The sequence below is a fragment of the Afipia massiliensis genome, assembly GCF_014203115.1.
GTDB classification, from domain to species: Bacteria; Pseudomonadota; Alphaproteobacteria; order Rhizobiales; family Xanthobacteraceae; genus Afipia; species Afipia massiliensis.
On the sequence record NZ_JACHIJ010000003.1, the window covers coordinates 837,296 to 849,513 of the forward strand.

The following is a 12,218-nucleotide window of genomic DNA, read 5'->3' on the forward strand; positions in this document are numbered from 1 at the left end:
GTGCCCCCCAGCGACCGGATTGCGTTCAATTTGTCTGCGTCAAAAAATCTGCCATTGCGGTGTTGAATGCGCGCGGCGCTTCCCAATGGGCCGCATGTCCCGCATCGATCAGAACCGGCCCCTGTTTCCAGAGTCTCTTAAAATGAATGCGCTGCAGGTACTCAGCGCGCAGGAAGGGATCCCGATTGCCCTGGACGATGGCTAGAGGTCGGTCAAGCGTTGCGACCGCATCCCGCTCATCCACGCCCACTCCAGCCAGTCCGTTTGTCACCATCCACATGCGCGCGTTGCCGTCGGTCCGCTGAACCATTTTCGTCAAATGGTGGTCGGCGGGGAGGCTCCTCCCCATCATTGCGCGGACATAGCGTCGTGTGTCATCAGCTCCAAAACGCTTGCGCCCCGCGAGAGCTGTTGCGCTCGTCCATTGGAATCCTTCCTCGACACCGGCGGAGCTCAAATGAATCGGAGGTGTTCCCGAAATAAGTAGGGATTTTACATCGGGATCGCGCGCCCACATTTCGAGGCCGATATGGCCCCCTAGCGACCAGCCCACCACGTGGAACGAACGATAACCGAGTTCTCTCATGAGTTGCCCCATGATGCGGGCGTAGCCCGGAAAGCTGTAGGTAGAAGATGGGCGTGGTGAATCAGCGGAGGCGCCGTGCCCAGGCAAATCCGGCACGACTATGCCCAGGCCGGTTCTCGCTAAGTCAGGAAATTGCTTAGAGAACACTTCCTTGCAAGATGAATTTCCGTGAATCAGAAGAATACCGGTGCGGCCGGCCCTTCTATGTAGCAAGCTCAGCTTGAGACCACTGACCACGCGAGTACGCAACATCATACGGCGTCCGCCCCCTGCGGGGACTCAAGATTTTGGCCCGTTCGTACCGGCAACGAACGAGGAAAATTAAACTGAACTCCAATAACTCACAACCTGTGATTGTCTCGATCCTACACCGTGAGCCCCCTTGGTCAAGCGCATGCCAGGTTATTCGTCCAACATCGATAGGTCCTCATCCGACAGCAGCTTCGGGATGTGTGGTTGCCGACTGCCCTTGATCCTGCCGATCTGAGGTTTGGACGATGACGCCGAGGCCATCCGAACCACCCAGTACTTCGCGGTCCTCCAATAATTGATTTTGTTGCAGAAGGATGGCTCACTTTGGTTGAGCTGTGAGCTTCTTCGAAATCGGGGTGCCGCGACATGAATGCGCCCGAAGGTACCTAGGGAGGCCCCGAGGTGCGTGTAACAGTCAGGTATTGTGCAATGCTCGATTGAGACGAATCGGATGATCAAGGCATATATTCGCGGTCTTCGGCGAACGTCTTTTTCAAGGATCGGCGGCAGGTATTTTGGGAATGGATGGGGTGACAATTGCAGACCGATATTCTTCATAGGTTTCTTCAGAACGGTTTGATTGAAATCGGCCCCGAAGACGAGCGCTTGACTCGATTGAGGGCGGCGGCGGCGCAGATGGCGTCCTCGATCACCGCCGAGCGCCATGGGACACCGCGTTTTGCGATGGTGGCATTCGATCCGAAAGTGTCAGGCGATGATCCTGTCTTGGATGAGGTCGCTGAGGCGGTAGCTGCGCATTGGGCGACATACAGAAGTGCATTCGCGGACCGGCCGATCACTGTCTTCCGCGCGGTGTTGCTCGACGGATTACGGCAAGCGCAAGAGGAGGATAGTGGCGTCGCCGCCGCTGTTGCGCTGACCACCCGAAACATGTTGCCCCATTTCGATCTCGGTCGCGAAAAGGAGATCTTGTCTGGCTTTGCGGCAAGATCGGAAGAGCTCTTGAGCGAGAACGTTCTGGATGATTGGTCAACGGAGGTTGGCGATACCGGACCGAAACATGCCATCCCCGCAGCGGCAAAACCGAACAGGCTGGATCGCAAGGTTCTACTCGCGAAGATTGAGGCGGCGGTCGGTCCTACTAACGAGAAGGGCGAGGCGGGATCTGCACCGAACAGTCATTGGCCAAATCAAGGGCAGCCATGGTCATTCATGTTCGCTCCCAAGATAACAGCCGCAATCGCAGAGTCGGTGGACGCGATGTCGGATGCCGTCATGAATTCTCGCGCCAAGGTCGACGAGGCTCTGATTAACGCAATGAAGGACTTTGTCGGTGCGAATCTCCCGACCCTAATACGCGCCTCCACAGCGCTCGAAAGGCGACTTGATCTTCTTTGGTGGCGCCAGTCGCTCTATTCGAACCCCGCGAAGCGCAGCTACCGTTCTATGAGACCTGCAGCCGCTGCGATGCAGATGGCCGCGGATGTATTCGCCTCGGTCTCAGTTCTTTGTCCCCCAAGTGTAGAGTATTTTTTGAGGGAAGCTGTTGCCGAGGTCGTTGGAGATACCAGGGGTAAAAGTGCTGGCTTCACTTTCAAACAGATTGCAAATGAAGCCTCGTCGATCCGCTCAGAAGTCGCGATGTGGTGGCCAGCTGAAGTCCCTGACGTCGGGCCGGGGCGCCGGCCCCTCGTTTCTTTTCTCTGGACGATAAGGCCGAAGCGGCGACCGTGAACAGCGTTCTGGGGATCGACGCTGGCGTCAAGATCAGTCTTCCGGAGCTTTCCGTATGGATCCTTCGCGAGCTCCAGGCTTACAAAGCCACGGAGAAGGCTGCGCCGTGAGTAAGAAATGCGAGTCGCCTTTCTGCTACGCACCCGAAGCAACTTGCTCACTCGGGGAACTTCGCCATGAAGATTGTCCAACGTGGCAGAAATCGACGGCAGCCGCGGAAGGGACTGATAGCGCGCCGCCAACCGATGGATTAGCGCTGCCTTGGAGCGGCAATTCGCTGGGTGGTGCCGACCGTTCGTTCGCTACGGGCCGCTCAAGTGCGAAGGTCGTGGCGGTGGTGGGGCCGGCCGGGGCTGGAAAAACGACGCTGCTGGCTGCGTGGTACCTGCTCATCGGGCGCGGAACGGAGTTGCGCGAACATACGTTCGCGGGTTCGTACACGCTCACCGGCTGGGAGAATATTGCCCACGCACTTAGATGGACGTCTAGTGGCGGACCAGGCTTCCCTCCGCACACGTCGAGCGGATCCGGACGCCATCCGGGTTTGCTTCACATGGCTCTGCGCAAGAGCGTGACAGGGGCTGTGACAGATATGTTCTTCGCGGATGCGCCAGGTGAATGGTTTAGATTATGGGCGGTAAACCGGGATGGCGCCGAAGCTTCAGGTGCGCGTTGGATATCCGAACATGCAGATGTGATTGTGATCATCGCCGATTCTGAAGCGCTGTCTGGAGCCGAAAGAGGCATCGCACGGAGTGTGTTGGCGCAGATTTTCCAACGCGTAGGCCACGAACGGCGTGGACGTAGCGTCGCAGTGGTCTGGACCAAATCGGATGTCGAGGTCCCGCCTCTATTGAAGTCTGCGATCGAGACCTCTGCAAAACAGCATCTGGGAAATCATACGACATTTTCACTTACGGTTAGGATTGAGAGCGATCCCGGCGGTGAGCGACCATTCATGGATCTGCTGCATTGGGTGACAGAGGTGCGGGGTGAATCATATTCCGCCACTCCTTCCCGTCCCGACACGAACGACAATTTTCTGGTGTTTGGTCATGGACAGTAGCCCCGGCTCGGCTCTGCGAATCATGCTCCTTGGGGAATCCGACGTTGGAAAGTCCCACTACGGAGCTCAGCTGTTGCTCCGTCTTAACCAGAAAAACTACGCCTTGCGGATGCGGGGAGCCGCGACGAATCTTGATGCTTTCGACGAGGTCACGCGGGCTCTGGCAGAGGGGAAATCTGCTGGGCACACGTCTTGGACTACCTATCTGGAAAGTCTTTGGCCCGTGGTCGATGAAAACGGGAACGAGATCGATCTCGAATGGCCCGACTACGGTGGGGAACAGGTTCGTAGATTAATCGATGACAGGAAGGTCCCGCTTGTGTGGAGGGATCGATTGCTTTCGTGCGACGGATGGCTGCTCATGGTGCGCATTCAGCGTTCCGGTGTCGAGGACGACATTTTTAGTAGGCCGCTCGCCGACATTCTTTCGCGACGGGCGGCTGAGGGCGTCAAGGAGATCAGGTCGTCGATCCAGGCTCGTCTCGTAGAGCTTCTTCAAATGCTGATCTATGTCCGGGGCGAGGGGACATCGAAACCCCTTAACAGTCCAGCGTTGACAATTCTCCTGTCATGTTGGGATGAGCTCGGAAGCGAAGGAGAAGAGCGAACACCGGCACAGGTGCTGCACAGCAGGCTGCCTCTGCTGTCGAGTTTCGTGAAGACCAACTGGGTCGATGACCGTGTCGAAGTTCTAGGCCTTTCTGCGCTGGAAAAATCTCTTCAACCCGATCAAGCGGATGCGGACTATATTGATAAGGGACCCGAAAACTTCGGCTACGTCGTTCTCTCCGACGGCCGTCGCGACGCAGATCTGTCCCTTCCGATTGCGCGGCTTGCCGCTACCCTCGCGAAACGATGATCCTTCAGCGCGCCATTTATGGGCATGATCGTGGTGGCCACGCATTTCTCCGGGGCAGTAGTCCCGAGCTCAAAACGACGTTCTCCGCCATAACCTGGCGTACGGACCTTCCCGCAACGGCGCCCTATGGTGTCTCCTGGACAGCCTATTTGCGTGGCTTTGCGGATTCAGGAAATTATGTACTCGTGCGGATTGCGCCTGATCCCTCTGCGCCGCGAGCCGGCATGGTGTTTTCCCATGCGGTCTTCATCCCTTTGGAGCGCCTCTCGGACCCTCTCGATTTCAAGAAGCTGTTTTCACAACTCAGCGTTACGCCAGACAGAAATCGGGAGCTGGATCCGATCGAAGTATCCGAGCGTCTTGATGATGGGCAGGTGTCTGGTGCTGCGTTGTCAATCGTTGAGATGCTTGCGAGTTCGCCGAAGCAGCCCGTCGTGCACGTCGGGCAAGAAGACTTTGACGAGTCTGTAGTGCAGATACTTCAGAGGCTGCCCGCAAAGATTAAGAAGAATTTCGCGTTCCGGCTCAGTTTCGGACCACAGGATGTAGAGCACGATCCACAGCACGTAGTAGCTACGCCGAATCTCCTGGAAACGCGATGGCACGGCCATCCGATTGTGCGGGGCGAATTGGTTGCAAAGCCGGGGTCTGTGGCGGGCTTTCTGTTGGGACTAGACTGTGGGCGCGCGCTGAGGACGTTCGTCGATAGCATCGGGGCGGAAGTAAGCGACTTCAAATCTGTAGCTCTTCTTTCCAATGCATTTGCACTATCCGAAAAGCCTTCACCGTCTATAGAGGAGCTTGTTGCCCTCGTAAGGCTCCTGCCGTTGCTCGCGCCGCGGGACCAGGACGGTGTGGATTTCAAGGTGAGGCTCGTCGCACGATTAGCCGAGTCTGTAGCCATAATGACTGCCGATCAGCTTCGTAGTTTGCGTAATCTCGATTTGTCGCCCTATGCTGACCGGCAGCGATGCTGGAGCGCCATATCGGAATGGACTTCTAGTCACGCCGCCAAAATAGGCGACAATGATGATGTCCCGCGAGTCCTGCTTGACGCTTTTACGTTGGCCGCGGTGTCGGAGTGGAAGCAGGCGGTCTTAAAAGGCTTCCGCGATGCGTCCTCGAATCTGAGCGCAAGTATGGCGACGGCGCTCTGGCGGGTATTCGGGAATAATCCAGAAGCCGCATCGGCTGCGTTGGCTCTGCTCCCGTCCGTGGCTTCCGTTGAGCGGCGGCTCCGAGAGGCAATGCCTGGGGCCGTCGACCCGGATCTTGCGGCGTCTGTCATCGCTTTTGCCAAGGAACGAGCCTGGTGGATCCTTCACGGCAGGTGTTTGGCCGTCTCGACCGATCCGCAGACAGCCCTCGAAGCGCAGTTAGAGGTGGATGGTGCGACCGATTCCATCGACGGAATCGCCGCAGCGTTATCGCAGGCTGCGCCTGTTGAGCGACTCCGCCTTGCGCTCTCGCACGAAGACCGCCGGCTAATTTCGGTGGCTGGCGCGGAATGTGCACTTGCGCCGGAACTGCTGGGAAATTTCGATGCGGCAAACCCAAGATGGCTGGCAATATTACAGGTCGCAGTTGAGCGGTCGCCAGACGCGCTGCAGCACGTACCGAGCGGGCGTGGTGTGGTTGAAGCATTACTCCAATTTTCAGGACAAGCGGACGAATACGCGTCTTTGTGGAATGTCCTTGCCAAGTCACCGTTTTCAAACCTCTATGACGTTCCTCAAAGGCGCGAAATCTGGCATCAGATTCCGGCTTTCGTCCGGGCTGAGTTTCTTGCTTCCACGGCCGAGACTTGGCTTGCAGCGCAGGAGAGTGGACACCAGACGGAAACATCCGTGGAGCCTGCTCTCGAAGAGAGAATCATCGAACCGGTTCGAATATCCGCATTCCTTGTGAGAGCAATTCCCGCGCGAATCGCGGAAGGCGTACAATTGTTCCGGCAATTCCCCAGGCTGGATGAAAACCGATTCATAGAGTGGCTTGCCGAGATTGATGCTCGAATGAAGTACGGCGGCTTAGAGGAGGATGCCGCGCGTGCGCTTGGCCTGCTTGTTGATTCTCGTTTTTGGACACGCGCGGCCTACCGGATACGCGAATTGACAAGGCGGCGTCGCGATATGAAGCCAGCACTGCTCGCTTGCCGCTATCGTTTGTATCCCCTCGACATTTTGAACTTGTCTGTGTTTGGCATTGAGGACGTTCCCGAGCCGGGGGAAGACGAATTGTGGAGGATCCTTGAGGACATTGTCGTGGGCCTCTATCCGCGCGGCCCAGACGAAAACGAGATTTGGAGTCGAGCATCAGGTTCGCCCGACGTGCTCTCACATAGCGGGAACTCACGCGCGCGTTGGCATTCGGCTTTGAGACGATTGCGTTCTGGTGGTGGTGGGATCACGCCCGCACGCTTGGTCGCGGAAATGCGCGACGAATTCCCACTGAACAAGGAGCTCGAAAGCATCGCAGCTTGCAGCATTTTTCGGGAGGTCGGATCGGAATGACGGCAAACTTCGAAAACGGGCGCGCGCTTGTCGTCGGAATATCTGGTTACATCAACCTGCCAAATCTTCCCGACGCCGTTCTCAACGATGTCGACGACATGGCGGACCTTCTTTGCTCTCCCGACTTCTGTGGTTATTCCCAGTCGAAGGTTCGCGTGCTTCGGGACAGTACCGGGATTGCTTCCACGATCAGAAGTGCTCTTTCAGAGTTGGCCCAAGCATCGGAAGCGGACACGGTGCTATTCGTATTTTCGGGGCACGGTGAGCGAATAGTGGGTGGACCATTTGAGGGGTCCTATCTTTGCCCTGCTGATTTCGATCCCGACGACGCTTTGGCAACAGGTATCCCGTGCGAAGAGCTCAGTAGGCTTCTTGCGCAGGTTGCTGCAAGACGTTTGGTGGTCATTCTGGATGCCTGTCACGCTGCTGGAACTATGGAAGTGAAATCGGCAAAGGACGTTGTGAAGCTCAAGTCCGGATTTTCGCAAGCGGACTTTGAGAAGCTTGGCGTCGGCGCTGGTCGCGTGCTTCTCGCCTCCTCACGCGAGGACGAGTATTCATTGATAAAGGGAGGGATGAGGAACAGTCTCTTCATGCATCATGTGTTGAGCGGTTTACGCGGTGGTGCTCACCGTGGTGATGGTACTGTCCGCATTTTCGATCTCTTCGATTACATCAGCGGCAATATTCGCGAGGAAGACCAGCACCCGGTGTTCAAGGCGCAGAACGTGGAGGATAACTTCCCGATCGCGCTTTCGTCTCAACCTGCCGAGATCGGTGTTCGGATAACGTCCGTCGCTTCCGAAGAATGGTGGAGTGAATTTGAACAGGTGGCTGTCAAGCTGTATCCGCGAGGCCCTGAAGAGCAGGATGTGTGGAGTCGAGCGGGCGCTGACGTCTCAATCCTGCGACCCGGTCTGAATGGGAAAGGCGCATGGCACTCTGCTTTGCGGCAAATGCGGCTGGGCGGAGGGGGAGATCAGCTCCGGCTTTTGCAAGCGATTCGTTCAGACTTCCCGGCGAACGCAGATCTCGATAGGTTGGATGGGGAACGTTCGCATGCGAACACTAAACAGTCGCGGTAGCGGAGAATCCCGCGCCAGACCCTTCGGGCTGCCAACGGCGTTGGTCAAGGTGGGTGCGGTCGGAGTCGCAAGAGTAGGGCTAGTCAGGAAGGGGGAGCAGTCAATCGGCGGACAGATTTTGAGGTTAGTTCCGAAGTGAAGAAACAAGCCCACCTCGATCGTGAGTCACAGATCCATCTAATGCATTGTTTTTATTATACAAAAATTACTTTCGACCACTTCTGTCGGTTTCCAGCGAAGATCCGTTGGTCCCGGAGACCAGAGCTTCGAACTTGCAGAATTTGCCGGTACGATTATTGAAATCACCAGGTCAATGGCGTATATAAATGACTTGGAATGTTGCCGACGTTACGTTTGAAATCGACGCCGACGCCACCTTCGAACAGGTCATCACGGTCGTCATCGGAACTCCGCAGGGTCGAATTTTCGTTATGGCCGAGCCCAGAGAGGAAAGACGAACGCTAATTCTCGACGGCTTCAACATTCATTCTGATGCCGGTGCGGGAGCAATCGGTCGTGCCAATCTTAAGATATTGGCCCAGCTCGTGATGGAAAGGATGGATTACGATGAACTCGTCGTTCAAGGAACGTCTCGAACGTCTGGGGCCAGTCCGGGTCGTGTCCCCGGTAAGCTCAGGTTCTCCCGCTGTCATATCCCTGCGTCCGACCTCCAGCCGTAGGATTAATGCGGTATCGGCAACGGTATCTCTGGCTCGCCGGGGTGTACCGATGCTCCGCGCCAAGAGGGCGGTTGAAGAAATGATTGCTACCGGCCGCACCGTCCTTGAACTTCCGAAGGTGGAGAGTCGTAAGCAGTTATTGGCCGAACTTGCCGAGTTCGGCATCGAAGCGAGAACTGTTGCGAGCTATGAAGTCGATATACGTGCTCTTCGCGACAGGCTTAAGTTGACTCAGGAGCAATTCGCGCTCCGGTTCGCGATTGACCTGGACACGTTGCAGAATTGGGAGCGAAAGCGGCGTAAGCCCGATAGTGCCGTTCAAGCTTATCTTCGGGTTATCGCACGATCGCCTGAAGTGGCCAGTGAGGCTCAAGAGGAGTCTGAATCTTCAAAGCAGCTTGCTTATTGAAGACGCTTCCGAATCCAGAGTCCTGCGCGGCCTACTCTAGGCCCCCGAGTAGCGACTACTCTCGCGAGCGCGGTTTGCGTTCGACCAACCTGGCACAACAGCCTCAGGTCAGCGCCGCTGCCGGCTAAAATTTGTGGCTAGGGTTGCTGACCATTCAACTTCTCCATCGCCATGCAAAGCATGGAAGTAGCGGACCTGTGTCGGTGCCAGGCTCTACGAAGAGCTTTCGGAAAAGATTAGCGACGTCGCGCGGGCCAAGTACGACAGCGCGGCTTCGTCATCACGGAGCTAGGCCGCATGCACGTCGTCAAACAAGAACTCCTCAAGCGCGGCGTCACCTTGATCCCGGCCACATATCCCGCTGCTCTCGCGGCCCTCAAGGAGCTTGGCGCCTGATGCCATCTTACTTTTACCCGCGCCCGTCCTCGCCGCACTGCTGCCCGCTGGAAAGCGTCGGCGGCCACCGCGCGTGCTCGGGCCGCCGGTGAAGGCGAAACGGAAGCTGAAGACCGAGGAGCATGACGCCCAGGTTGACTTGTTTCGCGACCACATCTGGCCGCGCCTGGTCGACGGTGCGGTGGCGTTCGCGGTGGGAAATGGTGGCAAGCGCCATCCCTATCAGCGTGAGCCTATAAATCCGTTGATAGCCGAGATTGCAGACCCATCTTGCATATAGAATCCGTGGGCACCGCGAGGCCCACACGGATTAGGTACGGGCGCACCTTGATTGCTAATCCATCGAACAGTAGCCTTGCCGCCTGACCAAGAAACAAATGATGTGGCTGCAGACGGTGGTGTCGAGGAGCACTCGTCGCCTCGATGATGGACAAGCAACGTGCGTGGAAGTCGAGCGGGAGAACCAAGCGCGGATCGCACGTTGTCATATGCTCCTGCCACGAGCACAACACCGTCTGCTTTCGCGCCCAATGATATAGCGTTCGCCACATCAATAGTCCCACGACTCATACCAATGAGGATCACTTTCCGGCCTTTTGCGGCTTCCGCCTGCGAAAGTGATGCGGCTTCCCCCGAAGAGGTGGTGACGATGACTGAGGCGCCTGCGCCGCCAATGCGACTTTGGTTTCGAACTAAAAAATCGATCGGCGCCGCTCCACCTGCGCCCGGCATCAGGATAACGGACTTTCCCTGAGCGAATGCGGAATTTGACCACAACAATGAACCAAGGACGCAAGCAAATGTGGTGGCTCTATTCATTCAACACTCCAGAAAAGTAAGATTATTCGCGATAGAGTGCCAGGGGAGGAGCTATTGGTGCAGGAATCGACGATGTCTGCGATGGCTCTTCTGCACTCGCTCCCAGGCAATCCAAGCCAGTGTCTCATTACGGGCATCATGCAGGATGGTTCTGCAGTCCTGCTATCAAATAGATTGTTTCGCGCGAGAGCTTTCACCAAGCATTTGCGGTGGGCGACTTCTCGGCGACTTCGGCTCTAACGAAACTTGCTCCCAGCCATTCGGCGAGGTTCGCTTGCTTCCTAAGGGTAAATGCGACAGCCAGAAGTTGCTGTCTGCTCCTTCCCGGCGGCAACCTATAAGCATTATCCTCGAGTCCATCAGCATAGGTGCGGACCTGATCGGGTCGAAGCTCTACAATTTTAGACATGGCGCTTTCCCTCGCAGAGAGGAAATCCAACCATTGAATTAACTCGGCCACAACGAAAATAAGGGACAGCGATTTTGACTAATCCAGCGTCCCGCTTCGTACCGGGTAGCCTAGGCCCTTCCTGGTTGCGGTCGGCAGGCCGTAGGGACCGATTTCCGAGTTACCTGGCACGCCCTCTGCGGGCCAAGTCTCCGCCTCTATAATTTTTAAGTATGGCGTTTCGCCTTCCAATGAAGCGGGAAACTAGCCAAGAGATTGGAGCTGAGACACGACGGCCAACTAAGTCTGATCGATCCCGCTTTAGCACGAAGAGACAAGAAAGCCGACAAGCAGCTGCCGTGCGAGGAACTCACAAGTTCTAAAGCCCGCCGGCATTCGCCATTGCGATGCGCAGGCAGGTCGTAACCAGCGCGATGGTGGCACCCGGAGCCGAGTGCCGACTACTAACAGACCCAACAGTCCCTCTAGTCGGGGCGTCATGGAACGCAGGTTCGATGTCTCCGCTGCGAGAATACCGAGGAAGACGCAATGTGCGAACGCATCAGAGACGAAGTCACGTGCTGTGGATTCCACCACAAGTTCGTCTATTGCAGATGCAGAGGGAGAAGGGTGATCGCCTCGTAAAGGACGGAAGGACCGCCATCAATCATTTGGTCAGCCGCCGAATGAAGTCAGATAGGCCCATTCTCAAGAGGTAACTTGCCCGCACGCAAAGTAGTCCTTGATTCGCATTTCTAGCTGCGAAACACTCCCTGCGGGTTTGGGGAGTATGCACAAATGGTTGGGATATGCGTTTCAGCGCCGTGCGTTGCGGTGCGCGCTTTCGCGTCAAATTCTTCACGCAATTTGGTGGGTATCGGTCGGCTGGTCAGCCGTCTCGCAGTAGTTGCGGCGATTGCTGCCTGTTTGCCATCCACTTCACGGGCGGCTTCTACCGATGCCGAATTTCTTAGAATTGTGAAATCTCTTGAAGCCCGCGTAAACGCACTTGAAGCGGAGAACAGAAAGTATAGGCAGGAGGCACAATCCGCGCGAGCGCCTACCAATCAACCTAATTCGGTAGGACACGCTTTGACCTCAAACTCACCATTGGCCAGCTACGCGAGTGTGCAAGCGCCGCTCGTTCTCGATAACCGATGGTCGAACGTCTACGTTGGTTCTTCCTTCGGAGCAGGAGTGACCCAATCGCGGGTAAGTTCGAAGGAGAGAATTGCAATCGCCTCATTAAGTCCACCACCAAACGACTTGACTGGTTACAACGTATCGTCCGAAGGGCGCGGTACTGACGGGTACGGCGCTAACATCGACCTGTTTGTCGGTTTCAATAATCGGATCACGTCGAACATGGTTGCGGGACTGACCTGCACCCCTGATTGCCCTCGTTTATAAGTAGACTCTGTTCTGGTTTTCGTCCCTGTTTGAACGGTTGGCAAACTCGCTTGGTGTGAGCCC

General features: G+C 56.4%; 9 protein-coding genes and 1 pseudogene. 7 read left to right on the top strand and 3 right to left on the bottom strand.

The features are described from left to right. Positions 1-25: 25 nt before the first annotated feature. Positions 26-841, bottom strand: coding sequence for an alpha/beta fold hydrolase (locus HNQ36_RS13660; RefSeq protein ID WP_184085882.1), 816 nt, complete (start codon positions 839-841; stop codon positions 26-28). Between the two features lie 534 nt (positions 842-1,375). Here HNQ36_RS13660 and HNQ36_RS13665 point away from each other — a divergent pair. From HNQ36_RS13665 to HNQ36_RS13695, 7 genes are all read left to right on the top strand, one after another. After that, positions 1,376-2,533 (top strand): GTPase-associated system all-helical protein GASH, encoded by a 1,158-nt coding sequence (locus HNQ36_RS13665; protein ID WP_184085884.1) that lies wholly within the window; start codon positions 1,376-1,378, stop codon positions 2,531-2,533. Between the two features lie 106 nt (positions 2,534-2,639). Further along, on the top strand, positions 2,640-3,599 hold the full coding sequence (locus tag HNQ36_RS13670) for a TRAFAC clade GTPase domain-containing protein (RefSeq protein WP_184085886.1): 960 nt from the start codon (positions 2,640-2,642) through the stop codon (positions 3,597-3,599). Positions 3,600-3,621: 22 nt separating this feature from the next. Next, positions 3,622-4,458 carry a TRAFAC clade GTPase domain-containing protein gene (locus tag HNQ36_RS13675; protein ID WP_283814034.1) on the top strand — a complete coding sequence of 279 codons (837 nt, stop codon included), beginning with the start codon at positions 3,622-3,624 and terminating at the stop codon, positions 4,456-4,458. Then, positions 4,455-6,968, top strand: a complete 2,514-nt coding sequence (locus HNQ36_RS13680) for a GAP1-N1 domain-containing protein (RefSeq protein ID WP_184085890.1) — start codon at positions 4,455-4,457, stop codon at positions 6,966-6,968. Before HNQ36_RS13675 ends, HNQ36_RS13680 begins: the two co-directional genes overlap by 4 nt. Next, the gene (locus HNQ36_RS13685) at positions 6,965-8,053 is read left to right on the top strand and encodes a caspase family protein (RefSeq protein WP_184085892.1); all 1,089 of its coding nucleotides are present in this window, start codon (positions 6,965-6,967) and stop codon (positions 8,051-8,053) included. Before HNQ36_RS13680 ends, HNQ36_RS13685 begins: the two co-directional genes overlap by 4 nt. Positions 8,054-8,379: 326 nt before the next feature. Further along, positions 8,380-8,733, top strand: a complete 354-nt coding sequence (locus HNQ36_RS13690; protein ID WP_184085894.1) for a hypothetical protein — start codon at positions 8,380-8,382, stop codon at positions 8,731-8,733. Positions 8,734-8,782: 49 nt separating this feature from the next. Next, positions 8,783-9,142, top strand: a complete 360-nt coding sequence (locus tag HNQ36_RS13695) for a helix-turn-helix domain-containing protein (RefSeq protein WP_184085897.1) — start codon at positions 8,783-8,785, stop codon at positions 9,140-9,142. Positions 9,143-9,551: 409 nt separating this feature from the next. Here HNQ36_RS13695 and HNQ36_RS13700 read toward each other — a convergent pair whose 3' ends face one another. Together HNQ36_RS13700 and HNQ36_RS26745 are read right to left on the bottom strand one after the other, a co-directional pair. Then, entirely contained in the window at positions 9,552-9,755 is a 204-nt protein-coding gene (locus HNQ36_RS13700) for a hypothetical protein (protein ID WP_184085899.1), read from the bottom strand. A 1,512-nt stretch (positions 9,756-11,267) separates the two neighbouring features. Then, positions 11,268-11,425 (bottom strand): annotated as a pseudogene (locus HNQ36_RS26745) (type 1 glutamine amidotransferase family protein); the annotation flags it as partial. Positions 11,426-12,218: the final 793 nt, after the last annotated feature.